This is a genomic window from Lelliottia sp. SL45 (assembly GCF_026672535.1).
GTDB lineage: Bacteria > Pseudomonadota > Gammaproteobacteria > Enterobacterales > Enterobacteriaceae > Enterobacter > Enterobacter nimipressuralis.
The window spans coordinates 351,820-374,836 of record NZ_JAPPRH010000003.1 but is presented as its reverse complement, the minus strand read 5'-3'; the positions used below and the strand labels follow the sequence as shown (position 1 = coordinate 374,836).

The window sequence follows — 23,017 nt, the reverse complement described above, 5'->3', positions numbered from 1 at the left end:
TACAACGCACAGCTCCTGTCGGCGTTAAGTGAATGTTACAGCGCGAGTTGCTACAACGATATTAAGCCCTTGCTACAGCCCTATTCCATTCTGTCGCATACCGGTTCTCTTAAATATCTCAGCACTGACTACAACCAAAATTACGCTGACCATCAGCATTACTTTTCGAGTAGAGTTTAGCCATATATTCGAGATGCTGGAATATCTGAGCATAATTAAGCTCAAAGGTCTTGCTGTTAGTATCTAACATGATACTTCCCTCCAGCACAAAATGCACCGACCGGTAATGCCGTTGATAATCAGGTTGTGTATGAAGGTTTAACGCCCTTACCCATGCTTCCATAATCATCAATGCCAGATTATGTATATATACATCCCCAACAGGACAATATGTGCCAGTGCGAAAGTACGCATCATTATTAAGCATCAATGCAATATGATAATGCTTCTTACCCTTTACCTCACCAAACTCTCTTGACCAGACATAACGCACATTGCAGGGATGTATTCGTTTACCTTCCATTCTCTTACGCTTCTGTGTTTGTTTAATCTGAGACTTTAGTGACTCCATAAATCTAGTTATCAGTGTAGAATCTTCACGGTATTGTTCATAGACCTCATCGGGTATTCTTAAATCTATTCTGCGAATATATGTCCTTGGGTATTCATTAAGTGATTTATTCAACGTATCATGAATACGGTTGATATGATGTTGGTTACATGGCCCATGTAATCTGCTGATGTATGGTTTCATGTTTTAGTCCTTGTGATAATCATCTCAATATAATAAACCTGACATGTAATTAATTACTCTTCAGCTACTGGTATTGATTGTTAAAGGTGAGTATTGTTAATGATTGTTATATTTACTCCATCTTTATTATTATAATACAGTATCAGACAGTAATTACTGCCCTGATGTTACTTTTGCTATAGTAGAAGGAAACACGTAAAACAGGTAATTAACTGACATAATATAACTCTGAAGTTAATGTCGCAGAAGCAGCATCAAATTAAGTCATAAATACGCACTATCCCCCGTCCAAATTGCAGATAATTTCAAACCTATATCACCCGGATGAATCAGTCTGACGAATGTCATTCGGTTGCTGAAACTTGTTGATCTATCGCACCGATCGATATTCAATACTTGATAGTTTAAATCTATTGATTATCGTAAATTGATCGATATTGCAATAGATAATAACGATCAATTCCTGGAAACTGATCTGTATTAACGATTATCCGCTAGCTCATTTAATCAATACGATTAGCCTGCTCCCCTGAAAACGGAAGCGGGCTTTTTTGTATTTAAATCATCAGGAAAGGAAGCTAAATGCTCAGAGACCATCATGCAACACTAGCAGGATTACTGCTGCTTAGTCACAGTGCCAGCGCCGTACAGGCTGACCAGCAATTGAGTGACTGGTACGGGAACATCAGTGCCATGGAGTTTGAACTCAATACTCAAAATACCGCAGGTGAAGTGCTCACACTGACCTGCACAAGCGGAAAGCTGTCTGCTGCTTACAGCGTGCCTGCGGAGGATTACCGCGTCTCGTCACAAACAGGGCTTTCTGAACCTGGCGTCAGTATCAATGGTAAGAACCATCCTCTGGATGAAACAGCCTTTACTGCGCTAAAAGCGACGAGTGAAAAAGACGTAATAAAAATGACCTCTATGAATGCTGCCATATCTAAAAAATTCAGCGCCAAAGGGCTGAATGAGGCGCTGGCTGATACCACATGGCAGGACTGTATTAATCATTAATTAACTGAAAGGAAACCTTATGCATAAACTCGTTGTTTTATCTCTCAGCTCCGCAGCACTGTTTATTCCTTTGGTCTCGTCTGCAATGACAATTCACGGCGACATACATCCCGAACGCTATACCTTCTTTCTGACTCAGGAAGGCAGCAATCAACTGAAACAGGCAAATGACCGGATAGCGAAGAACCCGCAGGCTTATACACTTGATGTGAATCATACCGGCATTCAACCTTTTGACGCTGTTCGCTGGGACGGCAAGCCTGTAAAAGCTGTCACCTGCGTCCTTGTAGACGGCGTGATGATGGGACAAAAAGCCACGTGGTCACAATGTAAAGACGAGAGCGGTGCTGAATATTTCGGCAATAAAGGCTGGCTGGTACGTGATTATGTGGCAAAAGCCTGTGAAGTCGAAAAATCAGATTGTCCTGTTTATCTTGTGCTTCAGACAGATCCGCCAACAATGCGCAGCGATATGGCGAATTTCGTACCTGCTCCTAAAAACTTTAATGCTTCAACAAGCCTGACGGATGAAATTAAATCTGAAGGTTGCCAGATGGCGGATAACTCATTTGAACATGCCAAAAGTAGTCTGCGTTGTCGTGCCATTAATACCGTGCGTTTCATCCGCAAACAAAATACCGAAGCGGCATATGAAGCTGACTTAACCACCACGACGGGTGAAGCACTCACTATGACAGTAGGGTACACCTACGGTAATGCCTCCAGTAAAGAGCCGGGCTGGCGCACAATTTCAGTCAACCAGGGAGACATCATTACTGATATCCGTAAGCAGGGCCAGTGGGTTCCCAATGGTTATAAATAACCTTATCAGTGAGATAACTTTTTATTCGGCATTCAGCTAACGGAGGTTCAGTGGGAAAAACATTACAGCAGGAAACGCTACCAACCGTGGACTGTACCTGGCAACTTGTTTTGAGTGTTGCCGGTGTGGCATTGATGCGCAGCAATTCTGTTGCGGTTAAAGCACTAGGATCCAGCCTCACCACACTAAGTCTGATACGCATCATCAAAAAACTCGCCACACTTGCCTGATCTCCCTTGCTGCAAGCTCAGAGGATAAAAGCAATATGTCTGAAAATACCCAGGGGAAACTCAAGGGACTGAAAGAGAAAGTCAGTAAGCAGCGAAATGTCTCCTCCATTGATAACCCGGTTGAGCAGGTAGAAGTAAATGTCAGTGAACAAACGACAAAAGGGGCTGAATCTCGTACTACCCGATATAAGCGATTGCTCGACAGTATCGTTATCAGCGGTTTGCTGAATATTGCCGAAGATAAACTCAGTGACGATGTGTTTATCGAGTCGGTGTTCAGTAAGGCTTATGAGCTTCTGCCTGTGCCGGTCAGACTGGTTGTCCGAAGGGAATGGTGCCTGAGTTATCTCCAGTCACGCAAAGCCCTGTTACTGGCGCAACTCCAGCTCTACCGGGCCGAAAGGCACGGCTCAGCAGAACCGGTGCCACCTGCGCTACAACCAACGTTACCACCAGCGACCTAATCAGACTCATTAATAACAGACAGGGCCATCCTTCGGGGTGGCCTTTTTTATGCCCATTTTCTACAGGAGTTTTTATGACCCGTTTAGCCAGCCGCTTTGGTGCGGTCAATCTCGTTCGTCGCGACCGCCCGTTAACCCGCGATGAGCTGGCGCACTATGTGCCAAGTGTATTCAGCGAAGAAAAACATGAATCCCGCAGTGACAGGTACACCTATATCCCGACTATTTCCCTGCTAGAAAACTTACAACGCGAAGGCTTCCAGCCATTCTTTGCCTGCCAGACCCGAGTTCGGGACCAGAACAAGCGAGAGCACACCAAACACATGCTGCGCCTGCGCCGCGAAGGGCAAATCACCGGCAAACAGGTGCCAGAAATAATTCTGCTTAACAGCCATGACGGTTCAAGCTCATACCAAATGTTGCCGGGGTTATTCAGATCGGTTTGCCAGAATGGGCTGATTTGTGGTGAGAGCTTTGGTGAGGTGCGCGTGCCGCATAAAGGCAACGTAGTGGAGAAAGTCATTGAAGGGGCTTATGAAGTGCTGGGGATTTTTGACCGGGTGGAAGAGAAACGTGATGCCATGCAGTCGCTGATATTACCGCCACCTGCACAGCAGGCCATGGCGAAAGCGGCTTTAACCTATCGCTTTGGCGAAGATCATCAGCCGGTGACGGAATCACAGATACTTTCTCCTCGCCGCTGGCAGGACGAAAGCAATGATCTCTGGACCACTTACCAGCGTATTCAGGAAAACCTGATTAAAGGCGGTCTGTCGGGGCGAACGACCAAAGGTCAACGCTCCCATACACGTGCCGTTAAAGGCATCGACGGGGATGTGAAGCTCAATCGTGCCCTGTGGGTAATGGCAGAAAGTCTGCTGGATAGCATGAAGTAATGCAGCGTATTGCCGATTAGGAACGCGTGAACAATTGTTAAGACATTCATTTAGCGGAGAATCCTGTTGAAATCATAAGGAATGTGTGGAATATTCAAGACTGGTGTGCAGGCAGAATTTTGAATTGTGTTTCGCAATTCTTGATTTCAAGGGCTCAAGCTCTCGCTGCTATGATTCTCATAGCAGTATTTGCTGATAATATTGTAAAAGTGCGTAAGAGTGCCTGCACACCGCTATTCAAGGAGCAGTGATGACTACCCGCCTAGATAAATTAAAATCATGTAATTCCAAACCCGATTTAGCACGGCTTTTAGGAATTGATCCCGTATTTATGACGCGCGTCATATACATAAGAAATACAGATAATCTTTATTCACAATTCACTATTAAAAAAAAGAATGGTAGTGATAGACACATATCAGCCCCAGATCCTGAACTCAAAGAAATTCAAAGTAGACTTTCCGACTTACTTCAAGATTGCTTAAATAACATTCGAGAAAACTCAAAAGAAGATAATAATTTCTCCCATGGATTTGAACGCAATCGTAGTATTATTACAAATGCAGAAAAACATAAGTCAAAGAAATGGGTTTTAAATATTGACTTGAGCAATTTCTTTGATGAATTTAATTTTGGAAGAGTTAGAGGTTACTTTCTAAAAAATAAAAACTTTTCTCTTAACACAGAGCTTTCTACTTTAATAGCTAAAATCGCCTGTCATCAAGATAAGTTACCACAGGGAAGTCCCTGCTCTCCCGTCATAACCAATTTAATTCTAGTTTCTTTAGATAGGCGGCTAAGTAACTTGTGCAATCGTGTAGGTTGTACATATACACGATATGCCGACGATATAACAATATCTACCAATAAAAAAGAGTTCCCTCGGAATATTATTAAATCCCACAACGAGAACTCCATAGATTTAAATAAAAAATTTCTAAAGGAAATAATTTCTTCAGGTTTTCAAATAAATCTTAATAAATTAAGACTTTTTGACAGAAAATGCCGTCAAGAGGTTACGGGGTTGACAGTTAATAGGTTTGTAAATGTCGATAATAAATATGCCAAAAAAATTCGCGCAATGGCACACAGTCTGTTTACTAAAGGGGGATACACATTAACAGACAAAAAAACACGCGAACAAAGAGCAGGTAATATCAATGAGTTAGGTGGGATGCTTAGCTTTATTGATTATGTCGACAAACACAATAATAGACTTCCTCATATCATTAAAACCTCGCTTAACAAACGAGAAAATGTATATTCTGATTTCCTTTACTATTCTGCTTTTTGGGCAAACCCAAAGCCAACTATCTTGACTGAGGGAAAGACGGACATTACGTACTTGCGAGTAGCTCTGGATTCTTTATCAGCAAATTACCCTAACCTGATTGGTAATAAAAAAATGGGTAATAAAACCGTACGAGACTATGGAGTTAAATTCTTCAAAAACACCACTAAAAGTAAGTATTTTTTAAACTTAGATGGTGGAGCATCACACCTTAAAGACTTCATTGTTGGCTATGAAAAAAAGACAAATGCGTTTAAAGCAATCGCCGATCAAAAACCTGTCATTATTGTTTTAGATAATGACTCGGGTAGTGGTGGATCTAATGGGATCTTCCAAACTTTAATAGGGAAAGCATTCCCTAACATTACTTTATCGAAAGATGAGTTAAGAAATCAAAAATGGATTTGGGTTACAAAGAATTTGTATTTAATCTTTACCCCTCTCAATGGATTAAATGATAGTTCGATGGAGGATCTTTTCCACAGTTCGGTCTTACAAACCAAACTGGGGGGGAAAGTATTTAATCGAACGAATGCAAAATGCAAAGATAATGAATATGGCAAAGAGTTTTTTGCTACTGGCGTGGTGTTAAAGCAACGTAAAACAATTAATTTTTCGAACTTTAACTACATTTTTGAATCAATCAACGAAATAATTGATCACAATGCTTCAAGGAAACCTTAATTGGAACCATCTTAAAAATGTTGATTATAATAATCAATACGTTCTGATTGAAGAAATTGTAACTTTGAGTACGTACAATTTAGGATCCCCGCTGGCGATACCAGCGGGCGACAACTTTTACAACTCAATCCAATCACTAAAGCAGCGACCAGATTGAGGTGAGGCGATACTCGTTAGAGATGTCCATGCCAGTCCGCGGCTCGAGTCCCGCAACAGATGTTCACTTGTCTGCAAAACATCATCACGTCCTAGCGCTTAACGACACACCATTTCTGACCGCGACCGATATTCTCAGAGATAGACAAGCTACCAGGCTGATGAGCACGTAAATTGTGTAAGCCCCCTTACCCATCCTTCATTTATTTCCCCTCTAAAGGCGTGAAAAAACTTTTAGGCACCTATATAGGCACCCAAGGAAAGTTGAATCAGAGATTAGATTAAATATTTCAACCAATTACAGCACCAATTCAGACTCCCCCAGCCCAAAATTCTCCATAGGTGATTACCAGAGTCATCCGATGAAGTCCTAAGAGCCCGCACGGCGCAAGCCCTGCGGGCTTTTTTGTGTCTGCAATTTGTCCCGCGAAGTCCGAAGAAAACGAATTAAATCCGCACCTTTTAGGCCCAATCAGCCTCGCCGTCTCCCCTATCTCCAATCCTGTCTTTTCCCCTCGCGCAAAAAGACAAATCCAGCGATACACATAGACGCCCCCGCGTCACTCCATCCTTTTATCCAGATTGGTGTTAATCCAGATCCAAACTAAACAGTCGACTCAGAGCGGTCTTGCCGCTGCCGGTTACGGTCACTTCGCGATAGCCCTGCGTGTGGGTGATCCACTTTTTCTGCAGTAACAGCGTCATGAGTGCCTGCCCCGCATCCCCGCCCAGATGAAAACGTCTTTCACTCCAGTCGAGGCACGGGCAGCAAGGCTTGCGGCGCGGACGCGGATTAAGCACTGCGCCAATACGTTGAAAATGCGCTTTCCCGGCGGGCGTCAGCGCATTGCCGTCAGCCTCAATCCAGTGGTTATGGAGCATAAAATCATAGATTTTTACCGCCAGTTCGCCGGCCAAATGGTCATAACAGGTTCGGGCGTAACGCAAAACGACCGGCGTAGTCGGGGTAAAAGCAGTCTGGCTGCGCATGGAAACGCTCATGAGGTTCTCCAGCAGCCCGGCGATGTGATGGCCTGCCAGACTGTAATAGCGGTGGCGTCCCTGCGTCAGGCAAATCACCAGCCCGTTGCTGAGAAGCCGGGCAAGATGTCCGCTGGTGGTGGAGGCAGCGATGCCCGCCACCGCACTGAGTTCCGTGGCTGTCCACGCGCGCCCGTCCATCAGGGCGCACAAAATAGTGATCCGTGACGGGTCAGAGATGGCGGAGGCGACCAGTGACATGGATTGTTCAAGAGACGCATCCGGCTCACTGTCGTGTTCGTTGTGAAGAACTTTCATGCAGCGTGTATTGCCCATTTTTGGGTGACTTCAGCCGCCCGGATATCGTCATCCGTGAGCAGAATAAGCCGGTTATCGTGATCGCTGTACTGTACCAGAATGCGAATGCCATTCTGTGCCAAAGTATCCGCGATTTCTCCCAGCTCGCCCGGCTGCTTCTGGGGTAATTTCCTTATCAGCGGGCGCGACAATTTTCTCACGTCAAAGCCTGCGTCAGTCAGAACCTGGCGGGCTTTCTCGCCGTCTTCTATCAGAAAATGCGCGTGCCCGCCGTCCGGAGTGGTAAATACCCCACCACCTTCCAGCCCGACACCGTTAAGACCGAGCACGCGTCCGAAGGAAGCCAGCGAATATGAAGTATTATCGAGCACAACGTGAATGTCATACATGTTGTTGCGCTCCTTTGCTCGAAGATGTCTCGGACGAGTAATCACGAAATACACGGGCCACGCGTATTCTGTAGTATGAAAAAATCGACTGTTTGCCCTCTTTCTGGGCTGCCAGATGCATCATATTCTGCTTCCATCCGGCGACCGCCTCCTCATCTTCCCACCATGATAACGAGAGAATTTTTCCGGGCGTGCTCAGGCTCTGGAACCGTTCAATGGAGATAAATCCCGGTGTGTCCGACAACAACGGCTTCAGTTCTGCCGCCAGTTCAAGATAGCGCTCACGCGCTTCGGGGAGTGCGTCTGCCTCAAAAAGTACTGCGATCATCTTGCTGCCCTCTCATGAATTTCGCTCAGCATATTGCCGGTAAAAAGGGGATGCTTCGGCCAGCGCCGAAGTATCCCGGTGATGCGCAGGCAGGATCATGAATTTGTCTCATGTTTGGTGAATTTAAATCACTGTTTTTCACTCAATGACTCAGGCATAAAAGATACATCGCAATGTATCCATAAAAATTCGAAGACTACTGAAATATTATTAATTTTCAGCAGCCAGGACACCTGATAAAAATGAAAAAAGACATTACATTCTCGCTTAAGACAATTCGTTTTGACGAAGATTATAACCCTTCGAAAAATACGCGTATTACCACTAACTTTGCCAATCTGGCCAGGGGTGAGAAACGTCAGGAAAACCTGCGCAACACTCTGGCGATGATCGATAACCGCTTTAATTCTCTGGCGCAGTGGGACAACCCCACAAGTGACCGCTACACCGTTGAGCTGGACATCATTACGGCTCAGCTGAATATCAAGGGCGAGGGAGTGTCCGACGCCTTCCCGGTGATTGAAATTTTAAAAACCAGTATCCTTGATAAAAAAACCAATCAGCGTTTTGAAGGCATTTTAGGAAATAATTTTTCCTCGTATGTGCGCGATTATGATTTCAGCGTGGTATTGCCAGAGCATAATAAAGACAAAGCAGGATTTAGCCTGCCGGATAATTTTGGCGTATTACACGGCGATATATTTAAACGCTTTATTAGTTCAGATACTTACAAAGCGCATTTCAGTAAAACACCGGTTATCTGCCTGAGTGTGTCGAGCAAAAATACCTATTATCGCACCGGTACTCAGCACCCGGTTTTGGGCATCGAATATCAGCAGGATGCCCCTTCCCTGACGGATGACTACTTCGCCAAAATGGGGTTGCGCGCCCGCTACTTCATGCCTGAAAACAGCGTTGCGCCATTGGCATTTTACTTCAGTGGCGATTTACTCAGCGATTACACCGATCTTGAGCTGATCAGCACCATCAGTACGATGGAGACCTTCCAGAAGATTTATCGCCCTGAAATTTACAATGCTAATTCCCGCGCGGGAAAACAGTATCAACCAAGTTTGAATTTCCAGGATTATTCATTAACCCGCATTGTTTATGACCGGGAAGAACGTAGCCAGCTGGCTGTTGAGCAAGGGAAATTTACCGAAGAACAATTTATAAAACCTTATCAGTCTGTTCTTAAACAATGGTCTGCTGAACCCGTTATCTGATTTATCCATAAAAATATAAGGTCACCTGTGATGAAAAAATTATTACCCACATCGACTGCGGGCAGTTTGCCTAAGCCCTCCTGGATTGCGCAGCCAGAGACACTCTGGTCGCCGTGGAAGCTGGAAGGTCAGGAATTAGTTGACGGCAAACTCGATGCCCTGCGTTTATGTCTGGAAGATCAGCAACAGGCAGGCATTGATATCGTCAGTGACGGCGAGCAAACGCGCCAGCACTTCGTCACGACATTTATCGAGCATCTCGAGGGCGTGGATTTCGAGAAGCGTGAGATCGTGAAGATCCGCAACCGCTATGATGCGAGTGTGCCCACCGTCGTGGGTCCGGTGAGCCGCAAGAAATCCGTTTTCGTTGAAGATGCGAAGTTCCTGCGCAAGCAAACCACCCAACCGATCAAATGGGCCCTGCCGGGACCGATGACCATGATCGACACGCTGTATGACAATCACTATAAAAGCCGTGAAAAACTCGCCTGGGAATTCGCTAAAATTCTCAATGAAGAAGCGAAAGAATTAGAAGCGGCGGGCATCGATATTATCCAGTTTGATGAGCCGGCCTTTAACGTATTTTTTGATGAAGTGAATGACTGGGGTATCGCCACATTAGAAAGAGCCATTGAAGGGCTGAAGTGTGAAACGGCTGTCCATATCTGCTACGGCTACGGCATTAAAGCCAACACAGACTGGAAAAAAACGCTGGGCACTGAGTGGAGACAGTACGAAGAGATTTTCCCGAAACTGCAAAAATCGAATATCGATATTATTTCTCTGGAGTGCCATCACTCGCATGTTCCGATGGAGCTGATGGAGCTTATTCGCGGCAAAAAGGTGATGGTCGGTGCCATCGACGTCGCGACCAATACGATTGAGACACCGGAAGAAGTCGCTGCAACGCTTCGAAAAGCACTGCAGTATGTCGATGCCGACAAACTTTATCCGTGCACCAACTGCGGCATGATCCCGCTACCGCGTGGCGTCGCACGAGGCAAGCTGGATGCATTAAGCGCCGGTGCAGAAATCGTGCGCAGAGAATTGCAGGCGAAATAACGTCGCCGGAGAGCACAATGACTGTCCCACCCGGGTCTCAAGCGGGGCAGTACCGACACTGATCCTTTCACTGGCTTAAATCCGCTATCTACATTCCAGCGGAACTCAGGAGAGAGGTATGCGTTTATTAATGTCGGGGAAAAAGCGTAAGGCGCTAAAATACGGTGTTACACCAGCCCGGTGCGAAAATCTCTCTCGCACCGGGCCAGACTGTCGGCATTCCCGCTCTGTTGGCTGCTGATAAAACTGCCTTCGGCTATGCCTGGCGTTATCGCGGGTTACATGGCCAGCATTTTCCTTTCATTGAGAATCACACACTCATTCTTCTGCGCTGCCATGCCGGTTTCGTCTTTTTACTGAATATCCACTGTAACCGTCACCTGGGAATTGAATATCCCTGTTTTTGGCACATTGCCAGTCGAGTTAATCGGATAAAGCTGCATCGCACTGGTACCGGTTTGGTTGTTGTAGTTAAAGTTTACCGGGATCTCGCCCCCCTTAGGGCTGATCGGATTGTTTGAGGTATCGTCCAGGCGAATGGCGATATCTTTGTTGTCTGTTTTTACAGCCGTTGAGTCAGTCGTATCCGGCGTACCATTAAATTCAAGGCTCACGTCTACGCCATTAGCAATGTTTGAACATTTTATCGAAAAATCGATTCTCTTTTTAGAGAACCCGGTTGGAGGCTGCCCTTTGGTGTTAAACACATTTTGCGCAATATTACCGAAATCGATATTGATAATGTCACCCTCATTGATAATACAGGTTTGAGGCACGGTAACGGTCCCTGACATGGTGACACTCGCCACACTTCTTGAAGCATAAGAACCTTTGGTGGTCGTGGCATAAACTCCGGCCAGATACGTTGGGGGAATAATATGCTTACCAACAAACGGACGTCTGATATAGAGTTTTACGTTTCCCTTACTTCCAGTATAAAAATTTGTATCCTGACCCATTAGAATACCATGATGTACATTATTAGGAACGTCGGTAAAAGGAACGGTATAATAATTATCCGTATTCCCCGCACCATCATATACCATGATTACAGTTTGATATTCGATGTTGTTATCAAGAATATACCATTGGCTCGCATGCCCAACAGGTGCCCCCCCGGCATCCGCCTTGAAATAAAAAGACCACCCTAACTGATCCGTATCACATTGGGCTGTATAATAGTCGCCTAAATCCCAATCATACACGACAGGGGTCTCACCTGTTTTATTATCCGCCGGTGACGTAATCGTTCTGTTGTAGCTAAAAGAAAATTCCTTTGGGCCACCCGTCGTACTAGGGGTGCAATGACCAGACCCTGCTGCCGAAGCAGAACCACAAAATAATGCAGTACAGACACCCGCCAGCAGCCCTAAAATAATCACAGCCGGTGAAACTGAAGATTTATATTTCAACATAACATTACTCACAGATTAATCAGTTGTGTTTAAATTTGCGTGGAAAAAAGTTCACTTTTCACACCATAGTCATTAATTGTCATCCATGACAGAACGCCGTGGAGATCAACGCCGGATAACGTGAAGTTAACGGATGAAAAAGGTGCAATTACCTTCACATCATTTAATGTCGTCTCATTCAGTTTCACAGAGTAAAAACTGATGTAATAGGGCGTCGGATTCGCTACAGACAGCGTATTTTGCTGTAATGACCACTTCAGTTTGTTACTGATATCGCTTGCAGGTTCGTCCAGCCCCTTAGGGCGATAAATTAATTTTATTCTGGTTTTAACGGCAAGCTCGACCGTCCCCGCTTTTTTTTCGGCTAACGGGATAGCTTTAACACTTAACCAAAACACGGATTCTTTATTATCCGGTAAAGATGATTGCGTTTTCATCACGCGTAAACTGCGCTGACTCTTTTTATTAATTTTAAAAAGTGGCGGTGTCAGCACAAACGGCACGGGGGTTTTATCAGCGCCTTCTATCCACGCCTGAATAAGATAAATTTGTTGTTCCGTATTTAATACATCTATAGCGGCAGATTTCTCACTCGCATCATAAATTAACCTAGTGCCACCTAGCGCAATTCCCGCGTTTGCGATCGCAGGGAATAAGGTAAAAATGATGAAAGTCATAAAAAAACTTTTTACTTTTTTGCGCATAGTCATACTTCTTGTTAAATGCTGAGCAGCATCCTGGATGCTGCCCAGCGTTATTGATAGGAGAAAGAGAGCTCGACTAATCCTGTCACAGAACCCGCGGTGGCACTCCCCTGCGGGGTAACCATTCGGGATTGCAAATCCAGTACGGCATCATGTGATGGGTTGACGGTAATCGTACGAGTGGCGCCATTCCGGACAATACTGCCGCCGGTGTCTTTGATTTCAATCGCCACATGAGAACTGCTTCCCATGTTTTTAAAGAAATCAGGGTTACTCTCGTCGGCATCGCCCGTGAAGACGACAGAAACCGCTGTTGTCGTCACCGGGCACTCCGTCAATTTCAATGCAAAAGGCACCCAGCCCGTTGCATCCCCGCGATTACTCAGTTCGTTAGTATAAAAACTGCCCAGCGGAACTTTACCATGTACCGTGTCTTCCGATAACGTACAGGGAGAGGCCACGATATTGGCAGATATATTCAATGCTGTTCCTTCATCGGCAAAGGCATTCGACGCCGATATAAGCAACACTACAAAGAACGCCGTCACGATTGTTTTCACCATCCTTTGCTCACTTATCCGTAGCCGCTTAGCTATAGGTGAAAGTAACCTGCACAGCAGAACTTACCGCACCTGGCGCAACAGCACCTTTTTCGCTGTAGAGACGGGCTTTAACCGTAAAACTGGCGTTCCCCTTGTCTACCGTCACGTTGCCATAGCTGGCGCCGTTCTTCAGGAACGTTGTGCCGTCGGTTTTCGCCAGCTGCGTACTCACGGCTTTCGAACCACCTGACGCCGCGTTGGCATAGCCATTCGCGTCGTTGGTATCCGCAGTCCCGGCGAAGGTCGCATTGACCTTGGTGGTGACGCTTGGGCAGCCCGTCAGGTTAAGCGTGTAGTTAGTCGACCATGGTGAAAAGCTTTTTGCGGCCGCAATGGTGTTTGCCTGAACCTCACCCAAAGGGATAGAGACGGTTTTTGAATCCGTAGACACGACGCAGGTCGGCGAAACGATATTCGCTTTTACGTTGATCGTGCTGTCTGCAGCAAATGCGTTAGACCCCATTGCACCGCTAAGCGCAATCGCCGACAGCGCGAACAACGCGATTTTTTTTCCATTCATGTTCATTTTTTTTCCTTACTTACGTTGAGTTAATGTATGAAATTAGTGAGCTTCACAAATTTCTTTTAGACTGATGATCTCAATTTCCGCCTGACTTTCGGGGATCTGGTAATTTACCGTACACGATTCCCCAACCCCTTTACCCCATTGCGCGAGAAGCGATCCCTTAGCCGGGAGTCCACTTAAATAAGCTTCGCCCGCTTCACCGACTAAACCTGCTGAAATTCCACCATCGTTGTTCTGAAGGGAAACAGAGGTACCAAAGGGCAAAAACTTTCCATTGTTTTGTTTTATTTGCATCATTACGCGATAACCGATATGCGTAACGAATGACGCTTTGACTACGGCACCGCGTGTCGGCACGACATCTTTGGCGCTTTCATCTAATTCCACATTCTGTCGTAAACTTGTGGTATCAAGGGAAACCGTATTTCGACGATAAGGTGAAATATACGTCAGCACCGCGTAACCCTCTTCATCGGTATGGATGCCGTTGGTATTCTTTATTCTGGTATCACCTGAGCCTGGCGCAGCAACTAAAGCCACTGTCTCACCCAAGGGTTGAGAAAGCGTGATACCGCCACTATGAACAACGGCCCCGCCTTTCAAGCCGTAATTCAGGCGATTAGAATATTTGTTATAGCTATAGCCAACGTTCGCATTACCGTAACGCCCTTGATAGGTAATATTGGTATTGCCTGAACCGCCCTGACCTTTATTGCCCTGGCTTTGACTCACACTGTAATTAAGGTTGTTGTCATCCAGTAACGTGCCACTAATTCCAGCCTGCTGGGAGACTTGCCCGTTACTGTCATGGGTCATGTTATAGGTTGCCCATGAGCCTTTCAGCCAGCGGTCTAAAGGTAACGATACACTCAGCGTAAATTGTTTATCACTATCCTGACCGGAGATATAGCTGTTATTAAACGCCAGGTTATACGCAATACCGTTCCAGACATTGCTGTAGCCCCATTGCAGCGTTTGTTCCTTTGAATCATCGCCCCAATAATCCTGTACACTGGCCGAAAAATAGAATGAACCCATCTCTTCCGGTAATGACTGGTTAATCGACCCTTCTATTTTGCTCCGCTTATGAGTACGTATATCAAATTTTGCGAGGCTGTTATCTTCATCATTAAGGTCAACAGACTCCTGAAGGGTATAGAAACCACTGGTGGAATAACGATAACCCAATAATCTAAAATCGGTTCCGCTGTTAGCAAATGATTTTGCAAACAGGAAACGATACGATTGTCCCTTCTCAGTGACACCATCAGGCAGGTTTGTTTTTGCCTGAGTTACATCCACTGATACGGCACCAATTTCGCCTAAGTTGCTCCCCACCCCAAGCGCCAGCGCGGTGTAGTTTTTACTTCCCTGCATACCGGTATACATCGTCAGGCCTTTTGCAAAGCCGTGAATCAACGTAAATTGCCCAAAGGTCGGCGTAGCACCGCCATAGCCGTCGCGGTATTCACCCGCCGTTACGCTATATTTCGTGCGCCCTTCACGCTGTAACACAGGTACTGACGCATATGGCTGGACAAAGGTTTGCAAACTTCCGTCGCTTTCCTTTACTTCCACCGTCAGATCGCCGCTGTTACCGCTGGGATAGAGATCCGAAATTTCGAATGCACCGGGTGACACATAGCTTTGATAGATAACGTATCCATTTTGGCTAATGGTGACCTGGGCGTTCGTTTTCGCGATGCCCCTGACGATGGGCGCAAACCCTTGCAGGCTGTCCGGTAGCATTTCATCGTCGGAAGCAAGCTGAACGCCCCTAAACTGCTGGCCGTCAAAGATATCTGATGTGGAATAACTATCCCCCATCACCAGCTGCGACTTAAGAAACACAATACTACGCTGCACGTAGTTATTGATGCTTTGCCACTTGCGTTCACCGCCGTTATTATCCAGCGCGGAGTTATTACGATATCTCCATGGGCCGAGATTGAAACCGGAGCGTAAGTTCAGGTAATAGCTATTATCGCTGCCGTTACTTTCTGAGCCGGAATCCGAAGAGTCCGAAGAATTCGAGGAGAACGATGAACCTTGATCTTTTTGCTTCTCGTTTGCTCCGGAGAAATCATAGTCGAGCAGCAGCGCGGTGATCCCATCATCCCAGTTTTTGGGATCAACATAGCCCCGGGCATTTTGTGCAATCAATGCCTGTGGGATGGTAATAAGCAATCTTTGTTGCCCAAAATCAAACTCTGATGTCGCGTCTTTTACGGTAAGCAACGTCAGTGAACATTCTGCTTTAGCGGCGGCTTCCTTGGGCTTGACTTCAGCGGCATCGCTCTCGTCTTTCGATGCTTGCTCATCGGCCTTTTTCGGAAACTTCACCCCATAAGACTCAAGCTCCTCTTGCGTAAAGCAGGGAGTAAGGCCAACCGATTTCTCTTTATCAATATCCGTACCGTTCTGTGGCGTTGCGATAAACTCAACATAGCGGTGATCAACTTTGGCATCGTTGACAATAATATCAACCAGGTATCTCCCTGGTTGTTGACCGCCGTTGTCGGAAGCAAATGCCGACAGGTCGGCTACGTCGCCATCAACATGTTCAAGAAATGCTGGATTGAAATTAGCTTCGGCGTAACAGCCCTGCGAAAAAGCAGCCAGGACGATGCTACCCATAGCAAAATATCCAAATTTTTTCTTTTTATACGTATTTTTGAAAAAATTGTAATCCATTGTGGATATTTTAACGTGTGACATTCGCTATCTCTTGATCATAATTCCATTGAAAAAAGAGGATTATTTAATCGCGGCTTTGACAGGATTGGTGCTTCCGCCGTAATCCGTTATCGCCGTAAACTGCAATTCCTGAGAATTACCCGCAGCAGCAGGGAACTCATAGGTTGCTTCGCCTTTTGGTAAAACCATATTGACGTCTTTTACGTCGTTACCATTAATACTCACCTTATCCAACGTCACCGCATACTCGGATGGATTTTTCACCAGTAATTTATTGCCTGAGTGGAACCATTGCAGCTGTGCTGGCGCATCTTCGACTTTTGTCGTTAAGCTTGTTGGGCGATAGAAAAGCTTAATTCGTGTTTTAATCGCCAGTTGCAGCACATTCTGTGATTCGCCTTCTTCTGGCGCTGGTGGAATCGCTTTTACGTTAACCCAGAACACAGATTCACGATCGGCAGGAAGATCGCCCGGCGTTTTGATAATACGCAGCATATTTTCTTTGCCCGCATTTAAGCGAAATAACGGTGGCGTTAACGAAAAGGGAACATTTTTATTTCCGTTGCTATCATCAACCCAGGATTGAATAAGGAAATACTGTTTTTCAGTTTTGTTAGATACGGTGAGTGACGCTTCTTTATTTTTAGCATCATATACCACTCGCGTAGAACCCACGACCACGCCACCCACAGCGAATGCAGACGGAGCCGCCGCAGCCAGCATTAAACCAGCAGCAAGATATTTTACGTTGAATTTCACAATTAATTCCTCAAAGGCGGGCACCAACGGATGTTGGTGCCCTGAATTATTTACTTATATGCGAGCTGGAATTCAGCCTGAGAATTTGCATGACCAGAAACAACTGGTACTGCGGTAGCGACGTAGCGCGCTTTGAACATCAGCGTATTTTGACCATCTTTCAGAGCATAGTCGGAGCTCGCCTTGTTTAGTGGAATGACGGTAGCGGAGGTCGCATCAGAAATTTCAATGCCCACGCCTTTAGCGGCACCAGACTCACCACCGATGCTTAACAGGTCCTTATTCACTTCATCACTTGAACCGCGGAAGGTGATGTTGGTGTTTTTCAGAGTGGTAGTAGTGCACTCTTCCAGAATGATTTTAAAATCTTTGTAAGTTGAAGAATCTTTCGCTTTTGCAAAGACAGAAGACTTCACCTGACCCAGGTTCACGTTCTGATTTTGCGTGCCAGTGGAAACGACGCAAGGTGCGTTGACAATATCACCGGTGAAATTAATGGTGCCATCGCTTGCCATAGCAGCAGAGTTAAACATGCCAGCAACGATCAGCGCAGGGACTGCTAATTTAACAAATTTCATTTTACATCCTTTATTTAGAGACTAACCCATTCACTTGGGAATTAATTCATGTAGTAACACAGATATAGTGGTGCAGACCTTCAGTAGAACGACTTCTGATAACGGTTTGTGTTTAAAACCAGGTGGTGCACTCCACTGGCGCCATAATATTTAGTTGAATGAGCCTTGTCGTCATCTAATTTAAAGCACCGGTAGCCTTAAATGCACTTCACAAAGGTAACGTGCTGATATTACAGGGTGTTTCAAATCATTAAGCGGACCTTAATGCATGATTAAGAGACTTTATTTACGATGGAATGATAATCTTCTTGCAGTGCTTAATAGCCGTTACTTTTCTAAAGTTTCCTATATTTGTATTAAGTACCGTTCGGGAGTCTTCTCTTGTTCCCCTCGGACGTTAATCGTTTGAATACCATCAACAAAGTTATATTAAGGATTTATAATGAAGGGAAAATCTAGTCGCAAAAATACGTTAATTTCTCTGGGGTTAGTACCCCTTGCTTTATTAGCAATGTCAGGTAATGCACATGCTGCTGATTCGACAATCAATATTACCGGCACCGTGGTGGCTTCCCCATGTACTATAGAAGCGGTGAAAAACGTCGACCTGAGCGATATTGATGCCACCAAGTTAGCGACTACCGGTAGCGCATCTACGTTTATCAACTTCGGGATCGCTCTGTCAAATTGCCCGGCGACGACGACCAGTGCCACCGCAACGTACTCTGGCACCGCCTCTAATACCGACTATTATGCTAACTCGGGTACAGCAAAAAATGTCGAGGTTGAAGTAGCCAGCACTTGGTCCTCATTACCTATGGGCAATGGCGCCACGCAGAGCGTTACCATTGACGCTTCAACACATGCTGCATCTTTTAACTTGAAAGCCCGCGTTAGAAATGATGGTAAAGGTTCTGCCGCTACACCGGGTACAGTTTCAAGCGCAGTTCAAGTAGCTGTTGATTACAAGTAAGTAGACAGAACGTAAACGCCACCACGCTACTGATCTCAAAACCTCTGGGTACAAGAAAATGCCATTTGAGCATTCTCTTGTACTCCTTTCATTTAAAAGAACTTTTACACTCTTTTATGATGTTTAATAACCCCACAAAATTATTGTTTCTCAACGATGCTTTGTTGTAGGTCATGAATATATTTACCGGCTGCGGCGAAAAGTCGCACTCCAGTATTTTAAAGTTATAAATATCTGAAAACTTCCGCGCAAACCACTCTGGAATAAAGCTCACTGAATCAGAACGTTCAACGATAGAGGCATTGACATGCAATGAGCTACTCGAAAACGAGAAGGTTCTTTCCCCGAAATAATTCTCAATATCCGATTGCGTTTGTTGTAAGCCGTTTGATTTGATATTCAAAAAGGTGGATTTCTCAGTTTTCATACTTTCGTGCGTAAGCTTATCTTTCAGTCGCGGATGATCCTTACGACAAATGGCGACCGCTTTTTCGACCGTGTACGGCTCAGTGATGGTTGAAAATCCATAGTGTGAGGTGGTATCAAAAATGATATCGGCTTTGCGATAGATAAGAATATCTTCAGCATTATCAAAATTCGGGTCGGAGCTAAGATGGACGATCTCACAGTTAATCCCACTTTTTTCGATCATCGAGAAAATCTCAGGCAGGATGCGTAAGGCCGCATACGGCGTGGCATGAATGACGAACCGTGATTTGATGTTTTTATCGGAGAAGTTATTGAGATTATCCAGCAGGGCATGGAAATGTTCGCTTAACAACGCATGCAGGCTCTCGGCCGTCGTCGTCACCACCAGCCCCTTACCTTCACGGACAAAGAGCGGATCGCCAAAAAACTCCCGGAGCTTGGTTAATGACTGGCTGATTGCTGGCGGCGAAATGTTTAACAGACCCGCAGCTTTAGTGACACTTCTGTGCTGATAAACGGCTTCAAATGTGAGTAAAAGATTTAAATCCAGGCCTTTAATATTATTGAGGCTGGTTATCAATGACTTACTGACCATGTGATATCTCCTGTTTTTTTATTGATTTATCCAGAAAAAATAAGGGTAGCCAAAACCTGTGTTCACATGATTTTTCTCACCCGACAAACTTTTCAAGACAACTACAAGGAAGTGTTGGCATCCCTGACCCTACGTTTACTTACAGTAATAAGTAACACCGTCCTTACAAGCAAAGTCATCAGTAATAACAACGCCCCTGGAATCAGTTACTTCTGGCAAGTCTGTAATAATATTACACCAAAAGTAAGCGGTATTTGTCCCTGACAGGCTCCATTTTTTTTTAAACATTCAATATGCGTTTCGGCTCGCTAATTTTCATCATTAAAACGTTAAGGACTGATGCTGCTTTTGTGATTTCCCACCGAAATCATTAATAATGGAATCGTTCAATATTCCAGAATGTCGTCTCGCCCGGCAAACAACATACAACGTAATGCGCCTTTCACGAGAACCCTAACGTGTTTATCGGCCACCGGCTGAGATTTTTCAGCGATTGTTATCGTGAACAGAGAAAAACGCGCACATAACTGCGTGACTGTGTGCCGTAAATGACAGGCCCAGCCTGGTGGATATCGAGCCAGTAAACCGCCGCCCAGCCCTGTGGCATTTACCCGCCACGATTACCCTGCGCCCTATTTATAAGTGGCCTGAATCTGTCTTAAACTGCGGCGGAATATCTCTTGTTGGCAGAGGTGATAAGCATTTTTAACGCGCGCCTGAATTTTCACCCTTGATCCACTTACAGTTTTTTCCTAGAGCCATGCCGCTTCGCTCGTGCCATTCTTAATCACGCTCATAACATGAATAACGTGAATTGAGGATATTATGAAAAAGACAATTATTGCATTATCTGCACTTCTGCTGGCTTCACCTGTTTTTGCCGCAACCACACACGCAACCGACGACACCGTTGCCGCCGCGAAAGCGAACGCCAATGACGCGAAACAAAAACTGCATGAAGAGCAGAACAAAGGTGAAGAGCTGAAGCTCAAATCCAAACACGCCGCTGAAGGTAAAAGCGAAAGCTTCGGCAGCAAAGTGAGTGAAGACTCCCAGAAAGCCTGGCATAAAACCAAAGAAGGCACCGAGAAGGGCTGGGATGCCACCAAAGAAGGGACGGAGAAAGGCTGGAACAAAACCAAAGAAGGCGCTTCGTCGCTGGAAAAGAAAGTCACTGAATAAGTTTTCTCCCCCCGATAAAGGCCGCACTTGCGGCCTTTTTTATTTCTGATCCCTGCGAATAAATCTCCCGCCCTGCGCGTTTACACCTTGCCCGCCTACTGGAGATCGCCTCATGATTCGCTCTGTCACCCTGCTCATGGTTATGCTGCTGTGCCCTGCCCTCTACGCAATGCCGGTTACTTATGCCATTAACAGCGAAAAAACGCCCATCACCCTCTCGTGGCATGCCTTTGGCGGCATCCTTTCCTGGGCGAATCTCAATGGCGTGACGGGAAACGTCACGCTGGACCCAACCAATGAATTTGCCGATCGCATTGATGTCACCATTCCCGTCGCCACGCTGGTGGCCTCCAACCGTCTGCTCACCTGGCAGCTCAAGAGCGATATGTTTTTCGATGCCGCGCGCTACCCTACGATCAGGTTCAGCAGTACCCGGGTGGTGGCGCTGGGCGATGGCCATTACAGAGTGTTTGGCTCGCTAAAGGTCAAAGATATTCAGCGCCCGGTGATCCTGGAAGCGACTCTGGACGAAGACAACGCGGCGGAGGCAATCTCCCTAAATGCCACCACCGCCATCTCACGCTCCGCCTATCACATGGATAAATTCGCCATGGTGGTAGATGACCGCATCGCGATAAAAATTGCGATCGACGCCCACGCGTCATAAGAGCCTTAATTGCAGCTGGCGTGCGCTGGCGGTGAGCGCCTTCGACGGGGTGCGGCCAATCAGCACATACTGATAGTCACTGTCGTTCCACCAGGCAATATTCATGCTGTGCCGCTGCTCGTTTTTGATATCCGTGACAACGGCCTTCTCAAGAGGCGAAATGCACAGCGCCAGCGGGCCGAAATCCGCGTGCAGCCAGACGATCTGCGCGATAGCGGTGCTGTCGTAGCGCAGCATCCGCACCATCTTCAGCTCGGCGCCCGCAATAACCAGCTGCTGCTCATTCACTTTGAGGCCGATATCCTGGGCGGTTCGCTGGATCCCCTGGGCAATCACCGACGGCGAGTTGTCGACATCCAGCAGGGTTTCAGCGCTGTAAAGCGACATATACTGAGCTTCAAGATCGCGAATCTGCTCGTTCTCACTCATTATCACCGCCATAGGGCGCGCCAGATACCCCAGCCCGGAACCGATCGCCAGGAAACTCAGTGATGCGGCAATCAGCGCACGTCGGCTAACGCCTTCGCGCGCGCCTGCAAGATAGTTATCGAGCCGCTGCTGCATCTGCGCTTCGGGTGCCTCTTTCAGCAACGGGGCAAACGCCTGCTGATAGTCCTGATGGCTGTTTTTCAGCGTCTCCATGCGCTGTGCCAGGGAGGTATCCACACACAGTTGCTCTTCAAACACACGGGCGTCGGCGCTCTCCATCTCACCATCCAGCCAGGCGATAATCGCATCGTCGTGATAAGGGGGCGTAAAACGTAACGAGTTCATGAGCGTTTCTCCTTCGCCACCGGACGGACATCCACCGTTTTGGCGAGCCGCGCCCGCGCCGTTGCCAGTCGGCTCATGATGGTGCCGATGGGAACCGACAGCGTATCCGCCGCCTCCTGGTAGGTAAATCCTTCGACACAGACTAAAAACAGCGTGTTGCGCTGGGCTTCCGGGAGGTCATTCACCCGCTGCATGATTTGCTGATAATGCAGACGATCGTCATCCTGCCCGTGGGTATCCGGGGCGATCAGATCTTCGCCTGGGACAAACCCCTGCCCCTGGCGGACGTGGCGCGCGCGCAGTTCGGAGATCCAGATCGAGTGCAAAATCGAGAACAGCCAACGGTCGATCCGCGTGCCCGGTGTATATTGCGCGCTCCTTTCGAGCGCGCGGACGCAGGTCGATTGAACCAGCTCTTCAGCCAGATCCCGGTTACGCGACAGCACCAGTCCGTAGCGCCAGAGACGCGTCAGATGTGCCGCCAGCTGTTGGCGAAC

Annotated in this window: 25 protein-coding genes; 11 read left to right on the top strand and 14 right to left on the bottom strand. The window is 46.5% G+C overall.

What is annotated here, in order from left to right:
• Window positions 1-118 precede the first annotated feature (118 nt).
• Window positions 119-754 (bottom strand): inovirus Gp2 family protein, encoded by a 636-nt coding sequence (locus OVA10_RS07725; RefSeq protein WP_052011701.1) that lies wholly within the window; start codon window positions 752-754, stop codon window positions 119-121.
• A gap of 582 nt (window positions 755-1,336) precedes the next feature.
• Between OVA10_RS07725 and OVA10_RS07720 the strand changes: the two genes are divergently transcribed.
• From OVA10_RS07720 to OVA10_RS07695, 6 genes are all read left to right on the top strand, one after another.
• Window positions 1,337-1,771 (top strand): hypothetical protein, encoded by a 435-nt coding sequence (locus OVA10_RS07720; protein WP_033811209.1) that lies wholly within the window; start codon window positions 1,337-1,339, stop codon window positions 1,769-1,771.
• A gap of 19 nt (window positions 1,772-1,790) precedes the next feature.
• Complete coding sequence (locus OVA10_RS07715) at window positions 1,791-2,594, top strand: hypothetical protein (protein WP_033811210.1); 804 nt, start codon at window positions 1,791-1,793, stop codon at window positions 2,592-2,594.
• A gap of 50 nt (window positions 2,595-2,644) precedes the next feature.
• Window positions 2,645-2,824 carry a hypothetical protein gene (locus tag OVA10_RS07710; protein ID WP_033811211.1) on the top strand — a complete coding sequence of 60 codons (180 nt, stop codon included), beginning with the start codon at window positions 2,645-2,647 and terminating at the stop codon, window positions 2,822-2,824.
• 35 nt (window positions 2,825-2,859) lie between these two features.
• Entirely contained in the window at window positions 2,860-3,288 is a 429-nt protein-coding gene (locus tag OVA10_RS07705; protein WP_033811212.1) for a hypothetical protein, read from the top strand.
• Between the two features lie 74 nt (window positions 3,289-3,362).
• Window positions 3,363-4,184 (top strand): DUF932 domain-containing protein, encoded by an 822-nt coding sequence (locus OVA10_RS07700; RefSeq protein ID WP_268195719.1) that lies wholly within the window; start codon window positions 3,363-3,365, stop codon window positions 4,182-4,184.
• Window positions 4,185-4,434: 250 nt separating this feature from the next.
• Window positions 4,435-6,159 carry a retron Ec67 family RNA-directed DNA polymerase/endonuclease gene (locus OVA10_RS07695; protein WP_033811214.1) on the top strand — a complete coding sequence of 575 codons (1,725 nt, stop codon included), beginning with the start codon at window positions 4,435-4,437 and terminating at the stop codon, window positions 6,157-6,159.
• Between the two features lie 744 nt (window positions 6,160-6,903).
• Here OVA10_RS07695 and OVA10_RS07690 read toward each other — a convergent pair.
• Genes OVA10_RS07690 through OVA10_RS07680 form a run of 3 tightly spaced genes read right to left on the bottom strand, consistent with a single transcriptional unit; the run spans window position 6,904 to window position 8,331 of the window.
• A complete protein-coding gene (locus tag OVA10_RS07690; protein WP_268195718.1) occupies window positions 6,904-7,614 on the bottom strand; it encodes an ArsR/SmtB family transcription factor in 711 nt (236 codons plus the stop codon).
• Window positions 7,611-8,003, bottom strand: a complete 393-nt coding sequence (locus tag OVA10_RS07685; protein ID WP_100779237.1) for an amino acid-binding protein — start codon at window positions 8,001-8,003, stop codon at window positions 7,611-7,613. The genes OVA10_RS07690 and OVA10_RS07685 overlap by 4 nt, the downstream gene beginning before the upstream one ends.
• Window positions 7,996-8,331 (bottom strand): antibiotic biosynthesis monooxygenase family protein, encoded by a 336-nt coding sequence (locus OVA10_RS07680; RefSeq protein WP_194514099.1) that lies wholly within the window; start codon window positions 8,329-8,331, stop codon window positions 7,996-7,998. Before OVA10_RS07680 ends, OVA10_RS07685 begins: the two co-directional genes overlap by 8 nt.
• A 242-nt stretch (window positions 8,332-8,573) precedes the next feature.
• On the opposite strand from OVA10_RS07680, the gene OVA10_RS07675 reads away from it, so the two are divergent.
• Both OVA10_RS07675 and OVA10_RS07670 read left to right on the top strand, forming a co-directional pair.
• The gene (locus OVA10_RS07675) at window positions 8,574-9,557 is read left to right on the top strand and encodes a DUF1852 domain-containing protein (protein WP_268195717.1); all 984 of its coding nucleotides are present in this window, start codon (window positions 8,574-8,576) and stop codon (window positions 9,555-9,557) included.
• A 30-nt stretch (window positions 9,558-9,587) separates the two neighbouring features.
• Window positions 9,588-10,619 carry a methionine synthase gene (locus OVA10_RS07670; protein WP_123428812.1) on the top strand — a complete coding sequence of 344 codons (1,032 nt, stop codon included), beginning with the start codon at window positions 9,588-9,590 and terminating at the stop codon, window positions 10,617-10,619.
• A 353-nt stretch (window positions 10,620-10,972) separates the two neighbouring features.
• Here the strand turns inward: OVA10_RS07670 and OVA10_RS07665 are convergent, their stop codons facing one another.
• From OVA10_RS07665 to OVA10_RS07635, 7 genes are read right to left on the bottom strand one after another with little or no spacing between them, the layout of a single operon-like run.
• A complete protein-coding gene (locus OVA10_RS07665) occupies window positions 10,973-12,046 on the bottom strand; it encodes a fimbrial protein (protein ID WP_268195716.1) in 1,074 nt (357 codons plus the stop codon).
• Window positions 12,047-12,063: 17 nt separating this feature from the next.
• A complete protein-coding gene (locus OVA10_RS07660) occupies window positions 12,064-12,738 on the bottom strand; it encodes a fimbrial biogenesis chaperone (RefSeq protein ID WP_268195715.1) in 675 nt (224 codons plus the stop codon).
• A 50-nt stretch (window positions 12,739-12,788) separates the two neighbouring features.
• A complete protein-coding gene (locus tag OVA10_RS07655; protein ID WP_268195714.1) occupies window positions 12,789-13,301 on the bottom strand; it encodes a fimbrial protein in 513 nt (170 codons plus the stop codon).
• 25 nt (window positions 13,302-13,326) lie between these two features.
• The gene (locus tag OVA10_RS07650) at window positions 13,327-13,866 is read right to left on the bottom strand and encodes a fimbrial protein (RefSeq protein ID WP_268195713.1); all 540 of its coding nucleotides are present in this window, start codon (window positions 13,864-13,866) and stop codon (window positions 13,327-13,329) included.
• Window positions 13,867-13,902: 36 nt separating this feature from the next.
• On the bottom strand, window positions 13,903-16,584 hold the full coding sequence (locus tag OVA10_RS07645) for a fimbria/pilus outer membrane usher protein (protein WP_268195712.1): 2,682 nt from the start codon (window positions 16,582-16,584) through the stop codon (window positions 13,903-13,905).
• 39 nt (window positions 16,585-16,623) lie between these two features.
• Window positions 16,624-17,322, bottom strand: coding sequence for a fimbrial biogenesis chaperone (locus tag OVA10_RS07640; RefSeq protein ID WP_248859025.1), 699 nt, complete (start codon window positions 17,320-17,322; stop codon window positions 16,624-16,626).
• 50 nt (window positions 17,323-17,372) lie between these two features.
• Window positions 17,373-17,900, bottom strand: coding sequence for a fimbrial protein (locus OVA10_RS07635; protein ID WP_268195711.1), 528 nt, complete (start codon window positions 17,898-17,900; stop codon window positions 17,373-17,375).
• A gap of 442 nt (window positions 17,901-18,342) precedes the next feature.
• Here OVA10_RS07635 and OVA10_RS07630 point away from each other — a divergent pair, with 442 nt between their 5' ends.
• Window positions 18,343-18,873 (top strand): fimbrial protein, encoded by a 531-nt coding sequence (locus OVA10_RS07630; protein WP_268195710.1) that lies wholly within the window; start codon window positions 18,343-18,345, stop codon window positions 18,871-18,873.
• Window positions 18,874-18,961: 88 nt separating this feature from the next.
• Here OVA10_RS07630 and OVA10_RS07625 read toward each other — a convergent pair whose 3' ends face one another.
• Entirely contained in the window at window positions 18,962-19,897 is a 936-nt protein-coding gene (locus tag OVA10_RS07625) for a LysR family transcriptional regulator (protein ID WP_129035007.1), read from the bottom strand.
• A gap of 825 nt (window positions 19,898-20,722) precedes the next feature.
• Between OVA10_RS07625 and OVA10_RS07620 the strand changes: the two genes are divergently transcribed.
• Both OVA10_RS07620 and OVA10_RS07615 read left to right on the top strand, forming a co-directional pair.
• A complete protein-coding gene (locus OVA10_RS07620) occupies window positions 20,723-21,079 on the top strand; it encodes a hypothetical protein (RefSeq protein ID WP_102105384.1) in 357 nt (118 codons plus the stop codon).
• A 112-nt stretch (window positions 21,080-21,191) separates the two neighbouring features.
• On the top strand, window positions 21,192-21,746 hold the full coding sequence (locus tag OVA10_RS07615) for a YceI family protein (protein WP_107702993.1): 555 nt from the start codon (window positions 21,192-21,194) through the stop codon (window positions 21,744-21,746).
• On the opposite strand, the gene OVA10_RS07610 is transcribed toward OVA10_RS07615, so the two are convergent.
• Window positions 21,741-22,520 carry an anti-sigma factor family protein gene (locus tag OVA10_RS07610; RefSeq protein WP_268195708.1) on the bottom strand — a complete coding sequence of 260 codons (780 nt, stop codon included), beginning with the start codon at window positions 22,518-22,520 and terminating at the stop codon, window positions 21,741-21,743. The two genes, OVA10_RS07615 and OVA10_RS07610, sit on opposite strands and share 6 nt — an antisense overlap.
• Entirely contained in the window at window positions 22,517-22,993 is a 477-nt protein-coding gene (locus tag OVA10_RS07605; protein WP_268196874.1) for a sigma-70 family RNA polymerase sigma factor, read from the bottom strand. Before OVA10_RS07605 ends, OVA10_RS07610 begins: the two co-directional genes overlap by 4 nt.
• Window positions 22,994-23,017: the final 24 nt, after the last annotated feature.

Coding starts and splice junctions, on each gene's coding strand:
- OVA10_RS07680 (WP_194514099.1), bottom strand. CDS start 8,331: ATGATCGCAGTACTTTTTGAGGCAGACGCACTCCCCGAAGCGCGTGAG.
- OVA10_RS07715 (WP_033811210.1), top strand. CDS start 1,791: ATGCATAAACTCGTTGTTTTATCTCTCAGCTCCGCAGCACTGTTTATT.
- OVA10_RS07690 (WP_268195718.1), bottom strand. CDS start 7,614: ATGAAAGTTCTTCACAACGAACACGACAGTGAGCCGGATGCGTCTCTT.
- OVA10_RS07725 (WP_052011701.1), bottom strand. CDS start 754: ATGAAACCATACATCAGCAGATTACATGGGCCATGTAACCAACATCAT.
- OVA10_RS07695 (WP_033811214.1), top strand. CDS start 4,435: ATGACTACCCGCCTAGATAAATTAAAATCATGTAATTCCAAACCCGAT.
- OVA10_RS07655 (WP_268195714.1), bottom strand. CDS start 13,301: ATGGTGAAAACAATCGTGACGGCGTTCTTTGTAGTGTTGCTTATATCG.
- OVA10_RS07700 (WP_268195719.1), top strand. CDS start 3,363: ATGACCCGTTTAGCCAGCCGCTTTGGTGCGGTCAATCTCGTTCGTCGC.
- OVA10_RS07675 (WP_268195717.1), top strand. CDS start 8,574: ATGAAAAAAGACATTACATTCTCGCTTAAGACAATTCGTTTTGACGAA.
- OVA10_RS07645 (WP_268195712.1), bottom strand. CDS start 16,584: ATGTCACACGTTAAAATATCCACAATGGATTACAATTTTTTCAAAAAT.
- OVA10_RS07685 (WP_100779237.1), bottom strand. CDS start 8,003: ATGTATGACATTCACGTTGTGCTCGATAATACTTCATATTCGCTGGCT.
- OVA10_RS07670 (WP_123428812.1), top strand. CDS start 9,588: ATGAAAAAATTATTACCCACATCGACTGCGGGCAGTTTGCCTAAGCCC.
- OVA10_RS07635 (WP_268195711.1), bottom strand. CDS start 17,900: ATGAAATTTGTTAAATTAGCAGTCCCTGCGCTGATCGTTGCTGGCATG.
- OVA10_RS07650 (WP_268195713.1), bottom strand. CDS start 13,866: ATGAACATGAATGGAAAAAAAATCGCGTTGTTCGCGCTGTCGGCGATT.
- OVA10_RS07625 (WP_129035007.1), bottom strand. CDS start 19,897: ATGGTCAGTAAGTCATTGATAACCAGCCTCAATAATATTAAAGGCCTG.
- OVA10_RS07615 (WP_107702993.1), top strand. CDS start 21,192: ATGATTCGCTCTGTCACCCTGCTCATGGTTATGCTGCTGTGCCCTGCC.
- OVA10_RS07630 (WP_268195710.1), top strand. CDS start 18,343: ATGAAGGGAAAATCTAGTCGCAAAAATACGTTAATTTCTCTGGGGTTA.
- OVA10_RS07620 (WP_102105384.1), top strand. CDS start 20,723: ATGAAAAAGACAATTATTGCATTATCTGCACTTCTGCTGGCTTCACCT.
- OVA10_RS07720 (WP_033811209.1), top strand. CDS start 1,337: ATGCTCAGAGACCATCATGCAACACTAGCAGGATTACTGCTGCTTAGT.
- OVA10_RS07705 (WP_033811212.1), top strand. CDS start 2,860: ATGTCTGAAAATACCCAGGGGAAACTCAAGGGACTGAAAGAGAAAGTC.
- OVA10_RS07610 (WP_268195708.1), bottom strand. CDS start 22,520: ATGAACTCGTTACGTTTTACGCCCCCTTATCACGACGATGCGATTATC.
- OVA10_RS07660 (WP_268195715.1), bottom strand. CDS start 12,738: ATGCGCAAAAAAGTAAAAAGTTTTTTTATGACTTTCATCATTTTTACC.